Here is an 18,334-nt window from a genome sequence, read left to right on the forward strand (position 1 = left end):
ATTTTTTTGTATGTAATGCTTGTCGTTTAATAATGTAGTTTATCGATTTTTGTTAAAAATATACGACAAGCTTATTAGCTCTAATTTAAAAAAATTGTTATCTAACCTTTTTTCATTATTGTAAATCTAAATCATTATCATTAAGATCCTTGCACCTAAAAAGTGTACTCAAGGAATGTTGATGTGTCTCAATCTCAAGTGTTAAATATTAATACCATTGAAAAACAGGCTGTATTTGAACAAAGCGGCTTGCCCCCACAATTCAATTTAGAGCAGTTCATTAATTATCAGATAGCGTCATTGCAAGGGTTGTCGGCAGTTCAGCAAGCGATGGCTAAAGCCCAAAAGCCATTTTCAGGTGTGTCGGTAAATACGTTAGCAAAAGTAGTAAACGATGTTGATTTATCACAGCCATTGGCTGACTTTCCGGCGGTGCTTGAAGAGCTAAAAGGCGTGTATTTAGATCATGCTGTGTATTTTCATCACCCGCGTTATATGGCTCATTTAAACTGCCCTGTAACCTATCCTGCTGTGGTGGCCGAACACATTATTGCCGCTATTAATACCTCAGTAGATACGTGGGATCAAAGCGCAGGCGCGACGTTAATTGAACAAAAGCTGATTGATTGGACATGCCAAAAAGCGGCATTGCCAAGCACTGCCGATGGGGTATTTACTAGTGGTGGCACGCAATCAAACTTAATGGCAATGTTAGTTGCTCGTGAAGTAGCAGTAAGCCGATATGCGCCAGAACATCAGGTAAAACTTCAGGGCTTACCAGCTGTTGCCTCGCGCTTTAAAATTTACTGCTCTGAGGTGGCGCATTTTAGTATTCAAAAAGCAGCGGCGTTACTGGGCTTAGGTTACGACGCTGTGGTGCCGGTGGCTACAAACAGCGAAATGCAAATGGATATGCAGGCACTTAAAACCGCCATAGCAACAAGCAAAGCACAAGGTGATTTGCCCATTGCAGTGGTTATTACCGCAGGCACAACCGATTTTGGCTCAATCGATCCAATCCATAATATTGCCATGCTAGCTAAAGAAGAGCAGCTATGGTGCCACGTAGACGGCGCTTATGGCGGCGGTTTGTTGGTAAGCGAGCACCACCGCAATGCGCTTAATGGCATTGAGTTGGTTGATTCAATAACGATTGATTACCACAAATCATTTATGCAACCGGTTAGTTGTAGTGCCTTTTTATTAAGCGACAAACGCCATTTTAGCCACATTACTTTATATGCCGATTATTTAAACCCATTAGCAGAGGCCGGTAATGGCACGCCTAATCTGGTAGATAAAAGTCTGCAAACCACTCGCCGTTTTGATGCCTTAAAATTATGGCTAACACTGCGTACCACTGGAGAAGCACCACTTGGCCGTGCGTTCGATAAAGTTATTGGCCTTGCGCGTCAAACGCATATTGTACTTAACGACCACCCCGACTTTGAAGTAGTTAACTACCCTGAGCTTAGTGCCTTGGTATTTAGATTTGCCCCTGATGATTTAAAACATGACCTTGATTTACTCGACTCTTTAAACCTGCATGTACGACAAACGTTTTTACAAACCGGTGAAGCCATGATTGCCCGTACAAAAATAAATGGCCGTCATTATCTTAAATTTACATTGCTTAATGCGCAGTGCCAATTAACAGATGTACGCGCTGTTATTGAACAAATTAGCCACATTGCATGGCAAACTTATAGGGAAATTGCATAATGGATAATCAACCTTACGATTTTATAGCTATTGGCCTTGGCCCATTTAACTTATCTTTAGCGTGTTTAAGTGAACCGCTCGAAGATGTAAAAAGCCTGTTTTTAGAACAACGTAGTGAATTTGACTGGCACCCTGGAATGATGCTGGAAGGCGTTACATTACAAACTCCGTTTATGTCGGATTTAGTAACCATGGCAGATCCAACCAGCCAATATAGCTTTTTAAATTATGCCAAACTGAATAATCGGTTATACCCGTTTTATATTCGCGAAAGCTTTTTTTATTGCGCCGTGAATACAACTTATATTGCCAATGGGTTTGCTCGCAGCTTTCAAATATTAATTTCGAACAAACAGTCACTCAAGTTGAATTTTGCCCGCAAAGTGAGTGTTATACCGTTAGCTGTAACACCCCTAATGGTACGCAACATTATGTGACTCGCCATATTGTTTTGGGCACAGGGCCTGCACCGTATATTCCTGATTGCGCTGTGCAAAGTAACTCAAATAACGTAATGCACAGTAGCGATTTTTGTCATCGGCTTGATGAATTAAAAGCGGCTAAACGGGTTACTGTGGTAGGGGCTGGGCAAAGTGCAGCAGAAATTTACCACACCTTATTGCAGCAAGCAGTACCGCAAGGCTTGCAGTTAGATTGGATAGCACGTTCACCGCGCTACTTTCCGCTTGAGTATACCAAGCTCACCCTTGAAATGACCTCTCCTGAGTATGTTGATTACTTTTATAATTTAAAAACTGAGCAGCGAGATTGGCTCAATCAAAACCAAAAAAATCTATTTAAGGGCATTAATGGCGATTTAATTAACGACATTTTCGACACTCTCTACGCGCAAAGCCTAGATGGGCCAATTTCTACTACATTTAAAACTAACAGCAAGCTAACAAACACTCAAAAAGCAGGTAAGCGTTTACTGACTGAGTTTTATCATCAGGAGCTTGAGCAGCCCTTTTCAATAGAAACCGACTTTTTAATTTGCGCCACGGGCTTTAAATATCAGCGCCCTGCTTTTTTAAATAATATTGCACACCAATTACCCCAAGATGAGCAAGGTCGTTATTTAGTGAGTCGTGAATATGCGGTAGATAGCGAACAAAAACGTATTTTTGTACAAAATGCCGAGCAGCATACTCATGGTTTTGTAACTCCAGATTTAGGTATGGCTTGCTACCGTAATAGTATTATTTTACGTGAAATTTTAGGTTATTCGCCTTATCAGGTTGAGCAAAAAATTGCTTTTCAAAACTTTGATTTAAGTGATGTAACCCTATCAGCACAACAGCAGAGTAGCGCCGCATGAGTCTTCGTTTAGCGCTAATTTTGCTGACGGTTATTTCGGTGGTATGCGATACCTTGTTGCTACCGTTTTATCCGCAATTTTTTGCTAGTGAATTTGCTATTAGTAACGCCACTCTAATCGGCCTCTTTGTAGCTAACTGTTGTATTACTGTAATGCTGGCTTTACCGCTATGGGCTAAGGTCGCTAAAAAATACAATGAATTGGCTTTGTGGTTAGTAACCCAAGTAGTAGCCGCTGGTTTTGGCCTGCTTTGCTACTTTGCGACCAATGTATGGGAGTTTTGGATTTACTACCAACTAATGTTGGTGCTAAAGGCAAGCTACCTACTTATATACCCATTTGCACTGCGATTAGAGCAACAAACTAAGCATTTATCTATTATTGGTTTGTTTTCTGTATTGATGCATTTTGGTGCGATTGGTGGTGCTTTAATTGGTGGTTATTTCTTTAGTTTAGCAGAGCCACGCTATGCGTTATTACTCAGTAGTGCCGGTGACCTAGTTCAGGTTTTATTATGCGCCTACTTAATGTATTCATTAAAAACAGGTATTTATCAGCAAGCAATAGCGACTGAAAAACCGCGAGAACGTATTCCCTATTTTATTTGGCAATTTTGCTTTTTAAGTGTGGTGGTTTATTTTAGCGCGTTTTTAATTCGCCCCTTCTTTACTACTCATTGGCAAGCATTAAACGCACAAAGCAGCACCTTGCAAAGTGCTGTTGTATACGCCATTCCTGCCTTTGCCGCGCTTGTTATGCTGGTTTTTAACCATTTCAGGCAGCATTTACCACTGCCAACATTAAGCCGCACGAGCACTTTGTTATGTGCACTTATTTTAGGGGCGCTTGGGCTTTATTTACAAGCGCAGGAGTCGGTGGGGTTAGTGATTTTATCACGTGTTTTATATGGTTTTGCGCTATTCCAAGTGATGGTACTACTAGAGGTAATGCTATTTGCTAAAAGTGAGCCTGCACATTACGGCAGCGACTTTGCCAAAGTGCACATTGCTCAAAATATCGGGGTTATTTTAGCGTCGTTACTAGTGGGTATGAGCGTAGAGCATCTTTCAACAACGGTTGTGTTTTACTTTGCTGCCATTGGCTTTGCAAGCCTTGCCTTCATTTTGCTTTGGCGGGTTAAAGCTGTTGCTCGAACTGCGCGTTCAGCGTCTTAGTTTTTAAGATTTATTGGAGTTTTTATGTATTTTTCATCTTTTGTAACCACCCTACAGCATACCGGCAAAGTGACGATGCGGTTATTACAACAAACAGATATGCCAACAGTTTGCGATTGGCTTAAGCAACCGTATGCACACTTTTGGGGTATGCAGCAGCAAACCGAGCAACAAATAACTAAAGCGTATCAAGATATTATTGATACGCCTCATCATCAGGCATACGTGATCGAGCAAAATAATAACCTATTGGCTTTAGTTGAGCTTTATAGCCCAGAGCACGAAAGCTTAATGAAAGCGGCGTACGAGGTTGAACCTAATGATGTGGGTATGCATATTTTATTAGCGCCTAACACGGCACCTAAGCGCCATTTTAGTTTTGAAATGATGCAGTGCGTGCTGCAAAGTATTTTTGCTCAAAACAGCGCGGCCCGTGTTGTGGTTGAGCCCGACATTGCAAATAGTAAAATTCATACTTTAAATAAGCGTTTGGGATTTGTGCATACCCAGCAAATTCAACTGGGCGAAAAAGCCGCTTATTTAGGTTTTTGTGACAAAGTGGCATTTGATAGGCACAGCCAGTTATTTACTGATTCGTTAGCGCCTTTGCAAACTGATTACGTAATTCAGCCACATTGGCAATGGGCAAATCGGCATTTACAAGCTAAAGCACTGACTGAGCTCGTGCACGAGCGTTTATTGGCTGCAGAGACAACAAAGCAAGGCTTTAAAGTGAATGTTGAAGGCGGCTATTTTATTTTTAATGGCCGGGCTATGGCACTAAACCATATTGATATAGACGAGCCAAGCTTATGCTTTTATAACCTTAACGAAGAGCTGCAACCGCTAGATGTATTGCACTTTTTTAGTATGCAAGGGCCTGCGCTAGGTTTAACGGGTAAGCGCCTTGCCACCTACCTTGAAGAGCTAAATGCTACTTTAGCCAGTGCGTGCTTTAAACGCGAAAATAACACCTTAACAGCGGCGCAGTTAGCTAATTTAGGGCTGCAAAAAATAGAAGCCGCAATGAGTGAAGGGCATCCTGCCTTTGTTGCTAATAATGGCCGCATTGGTTTTAGTAAAGCTGACTTTTTACGCTATGCGCCAGAAGTAGGCAAACCGTTTAAAGTACTGTGGTTAGCAGCGCATAAAACGGTATGCGACTTTGCCCATAGTGAATACTTTGCCGATTACTCAAGTCATATAAGTGATGAACTAGATTTAACCACCCGAGATGTGTTCAACAAAGCGCTAAAAGCTCAAAACCTAAACCCCGATGATTACTTACTCATTCCTGCTCACCCTTGGCAGTACCAACACAAATTGAGTGTGGTATTTGCAAATGAGTTGGCAAATCAGCGATTAGTGTATTTAGGTGAAGGTGACGATTTATATCAAGCGCAACAATCAATTCGTACCTTATATAACTGCTCGCACCCGCATAAACCGTATTTAAAAGTGGCGTTGTCTATTTTAAATATGGGATTTATGCGTGGCCTATCGCGTGCTTACATGGCGGTGACTCCTGCCATTAACGATTGGGTCTTTGCTAAGGTTAGCCAAGATCAACAACTCGCAGGCGCTAATTTTACAGCGCTTAGAGAATACGCCACCTTAGGTTATGCCCATCATACGTTTGAGCAAAGCGCGCTGGGAGATACACCCTATCGTAAAATGTTTGCCTGCTTATGGCGAGAAAACCCAAATTATAATTTAAATAGTGATGAACAACTGACCACTATGGCCGCGTTATTACACTTAGATAATAATGGCCAAAGTTTAGTGGGCGAATGGATAACGCAAAGTAGTTTGAGCACGCAACAGTGGTTACATGCCTACTTTAATGCCTATTTAATTCCGCTAGTGCATTGTTTTTACGCGCATAAATTAGTGTTTATGCCTCACGGCGAAAACCTCATTTTAAAGCTTAAAAATTCGGTGCCTGTAGGCGCATATATGAAAGACATAGGTGAAGAGGTTGCCTTACTTAATAGCACTGAAGTACTGCCTGCAGGGGTTGAACGTATTCATGTTTCTATGCCTAAAGAGCTTGAGCTGTTAAGTATATTTACCGATGTATTTGACTGCTTCTTTAGATACTTAGTGGCAATTTTAGTGCGAGAAGAGCGTATTACGGAGCATGGCTTTTGGCAGTGTGTTACGCAAAGTGTTAAAGCGTATCAACACGCGAACCCTGCTTTAAATGAGCGATTTAAAGAGTATGACTTTTTTAGTGATGAGTTTGCTCACTCTTGTTTAAACCGCTTACAGCTGGGTAATAATGAGCAAATGGTTGATTTAACGGATCCGGCAGGTAGTTTGCAGTTTGCTGGTAACTTAAACAACCCCGTATCGGCAAAGCTGTATGGCTAAATCGATTACCCTTGCGCAGTTTTTATATTGCCAACAACCCGTACAACGAACTTTTAAACCGAGCTTATTATTAGTGCGCGCTTTAACTGTTCGTTGTAAGGCGCAGTACCCTACTGCGCCTAAGCAATTTATTAGTCGGCATTTGTATTTACAGCTTTGCTGGCAAGCTATTTACGCTTATTGCTATTGGTTTGCTTGCAAGCAAAGTACGGCTGATCCCATTAACATGCCGTTAGCGGTAAATGGCGCTTATTGTCGTGGGTTTAACCTCAATAATGGCGTGTTAGTAAGTAAAACTGAGCAAACCAAAGCGTTTACTCATTTTATAAGCCAAGTTGGTGAATGGATAAATACCGACTATGCACTGGGTAAAAAAGAACAAGCACGGTTATTACTCGATTCATTAAGTAGTGCTATTGAGCGAGCTCATAGCTTAGCCCTTGCTACTACTTTACATATCAATAATTGCCATCGTCAGCTGCACACCCTTATTTGTCAGCACTTTAATCTTGATGCGCCATTTACTGAAAAACCCCAGCGTTTAACCTGTTGCCGCTATTATTTAGCCGGTTATAGCAAATGCCAAACCTGCCCTAAAAAGGACATTAAAACCAATGAACCAACGTCTTAAAACGATTGATCTTGCGCGTGGTGCGAGCGTTTTCATTATGATTATTGTGCATACCTTATGGATGTATGCCACCACAGCGCTTCAAAGTGAAAGCGCATTTGGTACGGTTGTACATATACTTGGCAAAGGCACCGCCTCGTTTTTGGTGGCAATGGGACTGTCTATGGCGCTTTCGCGCAGGCAAACACCCTTGCTGTTAATTAAGCGAGGTTTACAGCTTTTACTGCTTGCCTATTTAATGAATGCGGCCAAGTTTTGGCTGCCTATTGAAGTATTTAATACCATGCCTGAGGCGTTTATAAATGCGTATGGCTGGCAAAGTCCGCTCAGTGCTGGGCAGTTACAATTTATGGTGTTAACAGGTGATATTTTACAACTGGCTGGAGTTAGCTTATTGCTGTTTGGTGTGCTTAATATTGCTCGTTGGAAAACAACATGGATTGCGCTTTTAGCCATTGCAATTGCAGTTATGAGCCAGTTTGTAAGGGGGCAGCAATTTACGCTTTCACCTTATATTAGTGATTTGTTTTTTGCTAATAACTATCAGGTGTATTTTCCAGTTTTTCCTTGGATAAGTGCGATATTAACGGGATACGTACTTGGTCGTTTATACCTTAATAACCAACAAAATGCCGATTACTTATATAAAGTATGTGCACAATTTGGTGCTGCTTTACTTGTTATTGGCGGCATATGGTTAGCCATTGATTTTAAAGGTCAGTTTGGCAACTTTTTCCATTTAAATGGCGGCGGTATTAGCTATTTAGTTGGCTTAAATTTATGTGCTCTAGCGGCTATACAGTATATTTTTGCTGATAAATATAATGGCCCTATTACACGTGCTCTTTTATATGCCAGTAAACATGTAACCGCGCTATATGTTATGCAATGGGTACTTATTTGCTGGTTTATGGGGGCGCTTGGTTATCATACCCTCAGCCTTTGGCCGACACTTTGTATGATGGTACTGATGACTTTACTGACTTTTGCTGTGCATAAGGTTTATTTAAAAAGCAAACAGAGTCTCACAGATATTATGCAAAAAACTAAACGTACAGCTTAAGCTGTAAAGGGGCTTTACGGGTGCTGATTTGGGTGCCCTAGCCTGCTTTTATTGCGTCAATAACGCTATGCATACGCTTTGCTAACGGCCTATTTCGGTGATGGCACACATAAATATTTTCGCTAATTGGATTAGCTAAATGATGCGTTTTAATAAGCGCAGGTTTATTAAAAGCACTTACTGCGTGTGCGGGTAAAACCGTAAAACCCAGCCCTAAACTTACTGGCTCCAGTATTAAACTTATTTGGTTAGAAAACCCCGTGCGCTTAATTTGTTCAACATGTTCAAACTCACTGTAGTTTTCGCTAAGTAAAAGCTGCGCGTGGTGTTTTGCATCGGGGTGGCTAATAAAACCCAGTTCATTTAATGCGCTCCATGTTGGGTTTTTTATTGCGGCCGGTGTGATCAATAGTAAAGGTTCTTGGCCTATTTTATGGCTGGTTACTTCGCTGAGGGTAGGCGCCTGAGTTAAAAAACCAATATCGGCACTATGGTTTGCCACTGCTTGTTCAACACTGGTATTTGGAGCAAAGCGGTAATCTATAATTAGCTCCTTGTGCGCTACTTGCAGTGCTAAGAGTTGATTGTAAAACTTTAGCCCGCAACTGCCTGGCGACTGTATTTTAACTAAACCGCTGTAAGGCGAGTCATCTTTTAATTGCTGCTCTAAAAACTGCCATTCTTTGAGTAACTGACTCCCCTGTTGATATAAATTTTGCCCCTGAACAGTAAGCGTAAATTGTTTACCGTGGCGCTCAAGCAAGGCGCAATCTACTTGCTGCTCTAATTTTTTTATATGTTGGCTTACGCCTGACTGGGTCATATAAAGGCGCTCGGCGGTTTGGGTAAAATGGTTTACCTCAACCAAGGTACAAAACGTGTTTAACCATGTAGGATTTATCATTACAAAATATACTTAAAATTATGATTAATGATAATTTTACTTAATGTTGGTCAATTCGTAAACTAACTCCATCAACTAAACATAGTTAAGTAGGAGTATTTATTATGAGTCATACATATCCACGTAGTTTTTCGCACATTGGTATTTCAGTTCCCGATGTTGAAAAAGCCGTAGAGTTTTACACTAAGGTGATGGGCTGGTACACCATAATGGAGCCTACCGTGATCACTGAAGACAACAGCCCAATTGGCGAAATGTGTACCGATGTATTTGGTCCAAATTGGGAAAAATTTAAAATAGCGCACCTTTCAACAGGCGACCGTATTGGTGTAGAAATTTTTGAATTTAAAGACCAAGAAAACCCTAAAGATAACTTTGAATACTGGAAAACCGGTATCTTTCATTTCTGTGTACAAGACCCAGATGTAGAAGGCTTAGCAGATCGTATTGTTGCTGCAGGTGGTAAAAAACGTATGCCAGAGCCACGTTACTATTACCCTGGTGAAAAGCCGTACCGCATGATCTACATGGAAGACCCGTTTGGTAACATCCTTGAGATTTACAGCCACAGTTACGAGCTTATATACAGCGCAGGCGCTTATTAAAAGCACATAACTTAAAGTATTTAGTAAAAACAAAGGCCGCAGTATTTATACTGCGGCCTTTGTTTATTAGGAGGTTCAATTTTTAAAGGTGCTAACTTTTAGCACCAAGCGAGCTATGCAGGGCATTTTTATAGGCCTCATACGCGGGTATAGCTGAGGTAATAATAGCGGCAACAGTAATCACGGTTATTACTTTTAGTGTTTCTAGGTTAAGCATGTTTGCATTTAAAAATAAGCCGTACGTGGCGCCTAGCCAATCCCCTAAAAGCCATAAAGTTACACTTAGTAAAGCCGTTGCAGCTGCGCTTGAAAGTAGTACTAAAATTAAGGCTTCTACCAGTATTAAACTAAAAATAACGCTTGGACCTGCGCCCAATACACGTAGCACGGCAATTTCGTTTTTACGCTGCGCCATAGAGGCAAGTAACATAGTCGATAAACCAAATAACGACGATACCAACACCAAAATACCAATAACGCGTAATAGGTTTTCAACGGTTGCCATCATTTGCCAAAGCTCGGTCATAGCAACACCGGGTAACACGGCCATTAACCTATCGGCTTTATAATTGTTTATATCGCGCTGTAATTTAAAGGTTGAAAACTTAGACTTTAAACCCAGCATTACTGCGGTAATGCTCTCGGGTGTGGTGTTTACTGAGTCTACATTATTAAGTAACTTAGCTTGTTTTGCCGGTGATAAATGTATGGCCTCTATGGCGTTTAAGCTTACATGTATGGTTTTATCAACGGGTGTGCCAGTGGGGCTAAGTATGCCCTTAATTATAAAGGGGGTGTTGTCGTGATGGGTAAAGCTTGTGCTACCAATACCATGGGCAATGACTACGCTTTGGCCAATTTTATAATTGAGCTTTTTGGCTACATCGGCCCCTATTACAGCTTCAAATAAAGTGTTAAACGGCTGGCCGCTACTAAAAGTAAGTGGTTGCTTAGTGCCGTATTTAAAGTGTTCAAAGTAGCTATTATTAGTGCCCATTACTCTAAAACCACGGTGCGAGTCGCCTAGCGAAATAGGAATTGCCCATTTTACTAATGAGCTGCTCTTTAGGGTTTCATAGCTTTTATAATTAATATTCCTAGTGGGGCTACCCATTCTAAATACCGAGTAAAGCAACAGGTTTAACTGCCCGCTAGGTGCACCCACTATCATATCTACATCTGAAATGGTTCTGTTAAAGCTCTCTTTGGCTTGCTGGCGAATATGCTCAACACTTAACAGCACGCTTATACTTATAAGTAATGATAAAAACGTAAGTATGACCGATTTGCGCCTACTGGCTAAGCTGCTCCACGCTAACGATACTAGCATTTGTTACTTTCCTCTTTTAAAAGCGAAGTTACATCAACACTTAGCTTAAAAAATTGTTGTAAGTGCATGTCGTGACTTACAAATACAAGCGTTATGCTGTGCTGCTTACATAAATCAATTAGTAAGGTCATAAATGCATCGCGCGATGCCGCGTCTAATGCTGAGGTGGGTTCGTCAACTAATAGCAGTTTAGGTTTATTTATTAAAGCGCGAGCAATGGCCACACGTTGCTGCTGGCCCACACTTAGTGTATTTGCTGCTTTGTGCAAAATAGTAGCGGGTAATTTAAGTGCTAAAAGTAGTGCGCTAGCTTCTTGCTCTATTTGTGTATTGCCCGTTTTTGCAAAGTAGCTAGCCAGCTGAATATTTTTTAAAACACTTAAATACGGTATTAAATTAAACTGCTGAAACACCACACCAATGTTCTGGGCTCTAAATTTATCGCGTTTTTTTGACGAAAGCGTTGAAAATCCTTGTTCAAGCAAGGTTATATCGCCACTTTGTGGTGTTAGCACTCCTGCTAATAAATTAAGTAATGTGGTTTTACCTGAGCCAGATTCGCCGTGTAAAAACACCTGTTCTCCCTGCTTTACTTGCCAAGTAGGAATATAAAACGAGGTTTTATCGGCTTTGTGGTACTTATAGTTAAGTTGATTAATATTTATGGCAAAGGGAGTTGAGGCCGATGAGAATGTATGAGGCAAAGATGAGACTCCTATGGTTTGATAATGGCTGATATGTTATAACGTTTTCCATGAAGCCCTAAGCCAATTGAGATGAAAATATGTCAAAAAATGTAACTAAAATGGTTGCTTGGTTGGTTATAGCCTTGGCCAGTTTAGTATTAACTTGTGAGTTAGTGGCTAAAAGTTCAAGCTACGAAGAAATAGAGTGGATTCAGTTAATGCCTAAAGACGATTTAGACGCACTGCTTAATCCGCCAGAGTATTTATATGATATTGAAGATGGCTCAGAGCAAGACACACTAGATAGCCTAGATGCTAAACCGTTCGAAAACGAGCAAGATAAACGCTATCAACAAGCATTAAGCTCAGTTCGAGTAATTGAGAGCTATAATAATAAAAAGATTCGTGTGCCTGGTTTTATTGTGCCGCTTGAATCTGAAGAAGGTAAGCACATTAGTGAATTTTTTGTAGTGCCTTATTTTGGGGCGTGTTTGCATATGCCGCCTCCTCCACCAAATCAAATAATTTACGTTAAATTTGAACAAGGCGTTGAGCTGCAAAGCCTATATGACGCATTTTGGTTTGAAGGAAAAATAGCAATAAATACCGTAGAAAACGAATTAGGTACATCGGCTTACGAGCTTAAGCTAGACCGAGTTTTACCGTACGAGGAATAATATGAATAAAAAATATCTGCTCTGCTTATTATTATTGGCAAGTGCGCCTATGGGCGTTAATGCGTGCGAGTTTCACTCTGGTGTTGGCTTAAATCAGTTTCATCCTTTTGCTCGGCAACACTTTCAGCCTCCTATTTTACAAAACTTCTCGTTTGAACACGCTAAACAAGCGCAAGTAAAAGTGGGTAACGCCAGCACGGCAAGCTTTAGTTACTTAGTACCTAAACGTTACAGCGCGGTAAGTGTAAAATTTGTAGCGCCACAAGGTATTAAACTTACCGGTAAGCCTTCAATATTATTAGAGCGTACACGCGGAATACACAGCTTAAAATACGTTGCTAATAAATCCGGTAAATCAGAAATTTTGGTGCAAATAAGCGGCCTTTTAAATACAAAGCCTTTTACGCTAGAGCAAAAGATAGAAGTGACAGCGAGTTAAATACATTTAACTTATAAATTAAAATAGGGCTAACGTTATGTTAGCCCTATTTTTTTAGCTTTAAATAAAAAGTGATAAGTGCGCGTTAAGCACATTTACCACAACACTTTTTAAATTTACGCCCGTTACCACATACACACGGATCGTTTCGCCCTACTTTAGGCGTGTCACGCGTTATAGGGCTTTGCGGTGGTGGGCAGCAGCTTGTGTTAGTGCAGCCTGAACTTATTGGCGTTGATGGTTTATCTGTCATGTTTTTTCCTTTTTAAATAACCTGAGTTTTGGTTAAATAGTGTCTACCACGAGCCATACATAGGGTTTGGTAGTAAAAATAAAGACTTACCAAGCTTTGGTTGTAGCGCTTCTATATTGGCTGACTCTTGTGTGATGCCGCTAAAGTCTTCTATGTTATCCCCTACCTGAAACTTTATAGCTTGCGGTTGTTGCCAGTTATTTTGCATGCCCTTTGGTATAAAACAATCGGCTGTACCTTGCGTTATTTGTTGGCGGCGAAGGTCTTTATCGTTAATAAAGTGTTTGCCATCGACGGCCCTTTTATCGGCCTCAGAGCGTCCCATTAAACAGGTGTTTTCAACCGTTACAGGCAAGCCAACGGCTTTAAGGTTATTCCATGTATGTACATCGTTTGCTTTATCGCGGTTGGTAACTAAGGCTACTTTGCCGCCTTGCTTGTAAAGCGCTTCTATAAACGATTTAGCACCAGGTACTAGCGTTGCGTTTTCGCTTTTTACCCAAGCTTGCCACGTATCTGGGGTATAACCTTTACCGCTCAGTTCGGTTTGCTTTTGATAGGCAGAGTTATCAAGTACGGTTTCATCTACATCCATCACGGCCACCCAGTTAGTTGCAGAGCGTGGTACTTGCGCAACTGCTGTTTGAGCTTGTTGGTACATGTAAGTTGTTAATGCTTGATACTCTTTACTGGTTGTTTGCCATAAAACCGACGCTGATAGCGCATTTGTGTTATCTGAAATTGAAACCGACACCGCACAATGATCGCTTAGCATGGCTTTATCATCCATATTTTTATATTTATGGACTTGGGCTGATTTCTCTATGCTTTTAGCATACATTTTACCCACAATTATATGATCGATAGGCGCAGGATAACGTGCTTGGCAACCAATTAAATGGCTGGTAGTAATGCTTGTTGAGCGCTCATTGCTTAATAAACTGCGCGTTAATCGGTTATAAGGTGCAGAAATTCGATGGTTAAAATCACCCAGTACAATGTATGGCGTATTTGTAGCTTCTCGTTTTGCTATCCAGCTATCAAGGATAGGTGCTTGCTGAGCGTAGGTTTTACACGCAGGTGAGTCGCTTTTAAGGTAGTCATCTACAAAGCAGCCGCTTTTCATGTGTACGTTAAGTATATCGGTTGGGCCGTTTGGGGTATTAACCGTTATTTGTAAGCCGTAGCGTAGCCCTGCTCTTTTTAAGGCTAGTTTATCTACGGGAGCTGTATTGAGTACAGGCATTGCTTTTTTTACTGCAAAGGCTACTTTTTGCTGGGTTGATAAAGCCCCTGTTTGTCTGCATGTATAGGCTTTACTGTCTGCTCGGCTAGACATAATTAGTTGCCAGTCGTCTTCAGAAAATATTTGCTGTAACGCCGCTTTAGATCCCACTTCTTGTAGTGCAATAATATCGGCGTCTAAGTTTTTTGCATACGCTTTCATTGCTGCTATTTCGCTTGGCGTTCGTGTTCTGCAGCCTGTATCGATTGGATAAGCAAGGTGCTCTACGTTCCATGTTGCTATTTTAAATGGTTGCGATGCACTGGGTAATTGAGCAATAGGCTCAGCTGCGGCAATATTTTTATTGTGTGTTGTTATGCTAGAGGTACAGCCAATACTGAGCGCGCTAATAAAAGTAATCGTTAATGCATTAAGCACATTCATGTTTTTAGTCCTTTGTTGTTAGAGTTCGTTTGCCAGTTTTTGGTCGTACACTACGGCATTGTGCGCGTGTAGGCTTTCTTGGTGCTCAACTTTAAAGTGGTAGTCGCAAATATCTGTATTTTGCTCAAGGGCATGCTTTAGCCTACGGGCGGCATCTTCACAAAATAGTAGGTTTTCAGCGTTTAATTTGGCAAAGGCTTGCTCGTCTTCTCGTTTTACTGCGGTTTGTACTGGGGTGCCTATGGCTTGTTCCATTTGCGTAATAAGAGTGGGTAAATCGGGTAGTTGCTCACCTAGTAAACTCATGTTTATATACGCATACGAGCGTTGGCTGTGCGGTGTCGCTATACTGCCTTGCTGCGATGTTAGCCACTCTAACAGGTCATTTTTATCAAGCTGCTGCTCTGTAAATTGCTCTGCTATGGCGTCACTTAACGCTTGCCTAGAAAGCGCAGCCGAACACGGGCACGTGCTAGAGTAAGGAATCGTTAAGCTAAGCTCGGTATGAATAACGCCATTTGTAATGGTTTTGCTAATAGCCACCGGATACGCCTGAAACCCTGATTGATTAGATAAAAGCGCAGGCTTATTTAGTACAATTTCAAAGGCTAAATCTACTTTGGCACTTAAGCTTAAACCTTGCTGAGAGCTCAGCATGTTCTCAAGTAGTGTTGTTAGAACTTGGCTATTGAGTGGCTTATTGGCGAGTTGTTCATTAAGCAATAAATACAAGCGCGACATATGTATGCCTTTTGCATTTGCTTTATCAAGGCTGACAAATATGCCTGCTTTGGCGTTAGTATATAGTTGCTCAGCGTTGTGATTTACAATATGTATCGGCAGCGAAACCTTCTCCATACCGACCCATTGTAGTGGGCGTGCATTGAGAGAGTTAGGTTGCGAAGTAATATCGGGCAAAAGGCTTTTAGCATTCATAATTTTAATATTCCGGTTAACGATTAAAAACAAGAGGCATAGCAGGTTTACTTGGTTTAATGACCGTTTTGCCATCATAAAGGCGCTCGCCATTAACCCAAGTGCCTACTATTTTTGAAGAAAACTCAACCCCATCAAAAGGCGTCCAGCCACATAGGTAGCGGCAAGAGTCGTTGCTCACCTTTGTGGTGTGTTGTGTACTTACCAGCACTAAGTCGGCGTAGTAGCCTTCTTTTATAAAGCCTCGCTTATTTATACAAAAACGCAGCGCAGGGTTATGCGCGGTTTTTTCAACTACTTGTTCAATGCTTAAGCGGTTGTGTTTTACATGCTCAAGTAAGCTTAAAAGTGCGTGCTCTACTAAGGGTAAGCCTGCTGGCGCATTAACATAATCTGTTTGTTTTTCTTGCCACGTATGCGGGGCGTGGTCGGTAGCAATAATATCTATTTGATTATTTTTAACCGCGTTTATAAGCGCATCGCGGTCGGTGTTAGCTTTTATGGCAGGGTTACATTTTATTAAGTTACCTAAAGCTGGATAATCTTGCTCGCTACAGTATAAATGGTGCACACAGGCTTCTGCGGTAATGCGTTTATTGGCTATATCGCCTTTAGTAAATAAACTCAGCTCTTTTTCGGTAGTTATGTGTAATACATGCAATTGCGCATTGTATTTTTTAGCAAGTGACACCGCATACGACGATGAGGCATAACAAGCCTCTGCGTCGCGTATTTTAGGGTGGTCGGTAATGTTAGGTATAATGCCTTGTTGCTCATAGCGCTGATTGTTTTTGTTAATGATTTTACCATCTTCGCAGTGGGTAACGATAAGCACTGGGCATTCACGAAAAATTCCCTCAAGAGCTTGTGGGTTCTCTACTAATAAATTACCGGTAGATGCGCCCATAAACACTTTTACGCCACATACTTTTTTAGGATCGAGCGCTTTAATATCATCTAAATTGTGCTCGGTTGCGCCAAGGTAAAAAGAGTAATTGGCATAAGAGTGCTGCTCTGCTAAGGCGTATTTTTCTTCAAGCGCAGCTTTGTTTGTGGTTGAAGGATTAACGTTGGGCATTTCCATATAACTGGTTATTCCGCCGGCCACTGCAGCACGTGACTCCGTTAACATAGACCCTTTATGGGTAAGTCCCGGCTCTCTAAAATGCACTTGGTCGTCAATCATACCTGGGAGTAAGTACGCGCCTTTTGCGTCAATTACATCATCGTTTTCGTTCGCGGTGATGTTAGGGGCAATGCATTCAATAAATTGGTTAGTAATACGTACATCTAAGGTTTTTATTATACCTTGGTTTACTACACTGGCATTTTTTATAAGTTGGCTTTTCATGCTTATAAGCTCTTTTAATTTGCAAGTTATGTTGGGGTATTGGCGGCCAAATATTAGCTTTGCCAACTAATTACAGGGTTATTGCGCGTCACCTCTGTTGAGCCTTGCCCTGCGTTACTAATCCACTGCACGTTAAGCGCATTAAGTGAAGGCATTAACTTAAACAACGTGACCGAAAAGCCTAAAACCGCCGTTTTGCAGTTAAAATTGTAGGTGGCTTCAACATTATGATGATGGTGCTCATCGTGCTCATCGTGCTCATCGTGCTCATCGTAGCTGTGAGCCAGTGAGTTTTCGGTGCTTTGTAAAATACACTGCCCATTTATATCAATAGCGCGGCTGCTATTTTTTAACTGCTGGGCAAGTACATCAATAGTATTTTTATCTGCTGAGCTTGCAACTTGATGCTCAAAACCTAGCGCATCAGCAGCAGGAATAATAAACTGCATTTGCAGCACGCCACCCTCTTGGGCAATTAGTAACTCACCTTCTCCATGCACATGTTTTTGAGCTTGAGCACTAAAGCTCATACTTAATAGCAGGGCAACGCTCAGCCCTTTTGTAAACGTTTTCATAAGCTAACCCTTATATAAAATAGAGCTAAACACATTAATTGTTATAATATAACATATTGATTGTATCCTAAAAAGATAATAATTAAGGGTCTATTGGGCTGGTAAAGCCATTTATTGTTTATAGGTACAGATACTGGTAAGTTTAACTTAGTTATATTTTTAAGGAAAAACATGAAACTCTCATTGGAAGATGTCACCTCTGCTAATTACGAAGAGGTATGCGATTTAGACGTTACCAAAGCGCAACAAGAATACGTAGCGTGTAATATGTGGTCGTTAGTTGAGGCACACTATAATAACAGTTATACCTGTAAAGTTATTTACCTAAATAATGAGCCTGTAGGCTTTTTTATGTGGGTGCAAGAAACCCCTACAAAAGTTTCTATTTGGCGTTTTATGATAGATGAACACCATCAAAATAAAGGTATTGGCCGCCAAGCACTATTTATGGCAATTGCAGAGATTAAAACGACTTCTAAGCTTGAACAAATCGAGATTTGTTACAACCCGAAAAACCCTGTTGCTAAGGATTTTTATTCTAGTTTTGGGTTTGAAGAAGTTGGCCTAGATGAAGATGAAGAAGATATGTTGGCCATTATTAATATAAAAAGTTAACCCAATTGTGTT

At 41.0% G+C, this 18,334-nt stretch carries 17 protein-coding genes and 1 pseudogene; 10 read left to right on the forward strand and 8 right to left on the reverse strand.

Annotated features, from left to right (window positions below; all coding sequences use genetic code 11):
* Positions 1-183: 183 nt before the first annotated feature.
* The 6 genes and pseudogenes from AB8618_RS17470 to AB8618_RS17495 all read left to right on the forward strand — a co-directional run bounded on the left by AB8618_RS17470 (position 184) and on the right by AB8618_RS17495 (position 8,282).
* Positions 184-1,722: a pyridoxal phosphate-dependent decarboxylase family protein gene (locus AB8618_RS17470; protein ID WP_413403358.1), complete on the forward strand. Its 1,539-nt coding sequence runs from the start codon at positions 184-186 to the stop codon at positions 1,720-1,722.
* Positions 1,722-3,040: pseudogene (locus AB8618_RS17475) on the forward strand (lysine N(6)-hydroxylase/L-ornithine N(5)-oxygenase family protein). Before AB8618_RS17470 ends, AB8618_RS17475 begins: the two are co-directional and overlap by 1 nt.
* Positions 3,037-4,215 (forward strand): MFS transporter, encoded by a 1,179-nt coding sequence (locus AB8618_RS17480; protein ID WP_028834626.1) that lies wholly within the window; start codon positions 3,037-3,039, stop codon positions 4,213-4,215. The pseudogene AB8618_RS17475 and the gene AB8618_RS17480 overlap by 4 nt, the downstream one beginning before the upstream one ends.
* Before the next feature lie 24 nt (positions 4,216-4,239).
* On the forward strand, positions 4,240-6,588 hold the full coding sequence (locus AB8618_RS17485) for a GNAT family N-acetyltransferase (RefSeq protein ID WP_413403363.1): 2,349 nt from the start codon (positions 4,240-4,242) through the stop codon (positions 6,586-6,588).
* A complete protein-coding gene (locus AB8618_RS17490; RefSeq protein WP_413403365.1) occupies positions 6,581-7,219 on the forward strand; it encodes a hypothetical protein in 639 nt (212 codons plus the stop codon). The genes AB8618_RS17485 and AB8618_RS17490 overlap by 8 nt, the downstream gene beginning before the upstream one ends.
* A complete protein-coding gene (locus tag AB8618_RS17495; RefSeq protein ID WP_413403367.1) occupies positions 7,203-8,282 on the forward strand; it encodes a heparan-alpha-glucosaminide N-acetyltransferase domain-containing protein in 1,080 nt (359 codons plus the stop codon). Before AB8618_RS17490 ends, AB8618_RS17495 begins: the two co-directional genes overlap by 17 nt.
* A gap of 37 nt (positions 8,283-8,319) precedes the next feature.
* On the opposite strand, the gene AB8618_RS17500 is transcribed toward AB8618_RS17495, so the two are convergent.
* A complete protein-coding gene (locus tag AB8618_RS17500; protein ID WP_413403369.1) occupies positions 8,320-9,186 on the reverse strand; it encodes a LysR family transcriptional regulator in 867 nt (288 codons plus the stop codon).
* A 104-nt stretch (positions 9,187-9,290) separates the two neighbouring features.
* Between AB8618_RS17500 and AB8618_RS17505 the strand changes: the two genes are divergently transcribed.
* Positions 9,291-9,791: a lactoylglutathione lyase family protein gene (locus tag AB8618_RS17505; RefSeq protein ID WP_008130525.1), complete on the forward strand. Its 501-nt coding sequence runs from the start codon at positions 9,291-9,293 to the stop codon at positions 9,789-9,791.
* Positions 9,792-9,882: 91 nt separating this feature from the next.
* Here the strand turns inward: AB8618_RS17505 and AB8618_RS17510 are convergent, their stop codons facing one another.
* Positions 9,883-11,121: an ABC transporter permease gene (locus tag AB8618_RS17510; RefSeq protein ID WP_413403372.1), complete on the reverse strand. Its 1,239-nt coding sequence runs from the start codon at positions 11,119-11,121 to the stop codon at positions 9,883-9,885.
* The gene (locus AB8618_RS17515; protein ID WP_413403375.1) at positions 11,115-11,825 is read right to left on the reverse strand and encodes an ABC transporter ATP-binding protein; all 711 of its coding nucleotides are present in this window, start codon (positions 11,823-11,825) and stop codon (positions 11,115-11,117) included. Before AB8618_RS17515 ends, AB8618_RS17510 begins: the two co-directional genes overlap by 7 nt.
* Before the next feature lie 80 nt (positions 11,826-11,905).
* Here AB8618_RS17515 and AB8618_RS17520 point away from each other — a divergent pair, with 80 nt between their 5' ends.
* Complete coding sequence (locus AB8618_RS17520) at positions 11,906-12,484, forward strand: DUF3299 domain-containing protein (protein WP_413403377.1); 579 nt, start codon at positions 11,906-11,908, stop codon at positions 12,482-12,484.
* A gap of 1 nt (position 12,485) precedes the next feature.
* Positions 12,486-12,923, forward strand: a complete 438-nt coding sequence (locus AB8618_RS17525) for a hypothetical protein (protein ID WP_413403379.1) — start codon at positions 12,486-12,488, stop codon at positions 12,921-12,923.
* A gap of 85 nt (positions 12,924-13,008) precedes the next feature.
* On the opposite strand, the gene AB8618_RS17530 is transcribed toward AB8618_RS17525, so the two are convergent.
* Genes AB8618_RS17530 through AB8618_RS17550 form a run of 5 tightly spaced genes read right to left on the reverse strand, consistent with a single transcriptional unit; the run spans position 13,009 to position 17,707 of the window.
* Positions 13,009-13,176, reverse strand: a complete 168-nt coding sequence (locus AB8618_RS17530; RefSeq protein ID WP_413403381.1) for an SEC-C metal-binding domain-containing protein — start codon at positions 13,174-13,176, stop codon at positions 13,009-13,011.
* A gap of 43 nt (positions 13,177-13,219) precedes the next feature.
* Positions 13,220-14,845 carry an HAD family acid phosphatase gene (locus tag AB8618_RS17535; protein ID WP_413403383.1) on the reverse strand — a complete coding sequence of 542 codons (1,626 nt, stop codon included), beginning with the start codon at positions 14,843-14,845 and terminating at the stop codon, positions 13,220-13,222.
* An 18-nt stretch (positions 14,846-14,863) separates the two neighbouring features.
* Positions 14,864-15,781, reverse strand: coding sequence for a GTP cyclohydrolase FolE2 (gene folE2, locus AB8618_RS17540; protein ID WP_413403385.1), 918 nt, complete (start codon positions 15,779-15,781; stop codon positions 14,864-14,866).
* 16 nt (positions 15,782-15,797) lie between these two features.
* A complete protein-coding gene (locus tag AB8618_RS17545; RefSeq protein WP_413403387.1) occupies positions 15,798-17,132 on the reverse strand; it encodes a dihydroorotase in 1,335 nt (444 codons plus the stop codon).
* A 53-nt stretch (positions 17,133-17,185) separates the two neighbouring features.
* A complete protein-coding gene (locus tag AB8618_RS17550; protein WP_413403389.1) occupies positions 17,186-17,707 on the reverse strand; it encodes a ZrgA family zinc uptake protein in 522 nt (173 codons plus the stop codon).
* A 171-nt stretch (positions 17,708-17,878) separates the two neighbouring features.
* Here AB8618_RS17550 and AB8618_RS17555 point away from each other — a divergent pair, with 171 nt between their 5' ends.
* The gene (locus AB8618_RS17555) at positions 17,879-18,322 is read left to right on the forward strand and encodes a GNAT family N-acetyltransferase (protein WP_413403391.1); all 444 of its coding nucleotides are present in this window, start codon (positions 17,879-17,881) and stop codon (positions 18,320-18,322) included.
* Positions 18,323-18,334: the final 12 nt, after the last annotated feature.

It is taken from the genome of Pseudoalteromonas sp. RW-H-Ap-1 (assembly GCF_048318575.1).
In the GTDB taxonomy this organism is placed as follows: Bacteria; Pseudomonadota; Gammaproteobacteria; order Enterobacterales; family Alteromonadaceae; genus Pseudoalteromonas.

Bases quoted from the DNA above. Each gene is read 5' to 3' on its own strand.
- AB8618_RS17490 (WP_413403365.1), top strand. From the start codon at position 6,581: ATGGCTAAATCGATTACCCTTGCGCAGTTTTTATATTGCCAACAACCC.
- AB8618_RS17555 (WP_413403391.1), top strand. From the start codon at position 17,879: ATGAAACTCTCATTGGAAGATGTCACCTCTGCTAATTACGAAGAGGTA.
- AB8618_RS17530 (WP_413403381.1), bottom strand. From the start codon at position 13,176: ATGACAGATAAACCATCAACGCCAATAAGTTCAGGCTGCACTAACACA.
- AB8618_RS17535 (WP_413403383.1), bottom strand. From the start codon at position 14,845: ATGAATGTGCTTAATGCATTAACGATTACTTTTATTAGCGCGCTCAGT.
- AB8618_RS17505 (WP_008130525.1), top strand. From the start codon at position 9,291: ATGAGTCATACATATCCACGTAGTTTTTCGCACATTGGTATTTCAGTT.
- AB8618_RS17545 (WP_413403387.1), bottom strand. From the start codon at position 17,132: ATGAAAAGCCAACTTATAAAAAATGCCAGTGTAGTAAACCAAGGTATA.
- AB8618_RS17480 (WP_028834626.1), top strand. From the start codon at position 3,037: ATGAGTCTTCGTTTAGCGCTAATTTTGCTGACGGTTATTTCGGTGGTA.
- folE2 (WP_413403385.1), bottom strand. From the start codon at position 15,781: ATGAATGCTAAAAGCCTTTTGCCCGATATTACTTCGCAACCTAACTCT.
- AB8618_RS17510 (WP_413403372.1), bottom strand. From the start codon at position 11,121: ATGCTAGTATCGTTAGCGTGGAGCAGCTTAGCCAGTAGGCGCAAATCG.
- AB8618_RS17495 (WP_413403367.1), top strand. From the start codon at position 7,203: ATGAACCAACGTCTTAAAACGATTGATCTTGCGCGTGGTGCGAGCGTT.
- AB8618_RS17550 (WP_413403389.1), bottom strand. From the start codon at position 17,707: ATGAAAACGTTTACAAAAGGGCTGAGCGTTGCCCTGCTATTAAGTATG.
- AB8618_RS17485 (WP_413403363.1), top strand. From the start codon at position 4,240: ATGTATTTTTCATCTTTTGTAACCACCCTACAGCATACCGGCAAAGTG.
- AB8618_RS17520 (WP_413403377.1), top strand. From the start codon at position 11,906: ATGTCAAAAAATGTAACTAAAATGGTTGCTTGGTTGGTTATAGCCTTG.
- AB8618_RS17500 (WP_413403369.1), bottom strand. From the start codon at position 9,186: ATGATAAATCCTACATGGTTAAACACGTTTTGTACCTTGGTTGAGGTA.
- AB8618_RS17525 (WP_413403379.1), top strand. From the start codon at position 12,486: ATGAATAAAAAATATCTGCTCTGCTTATTATTATTGGCAAGTGCGCCT.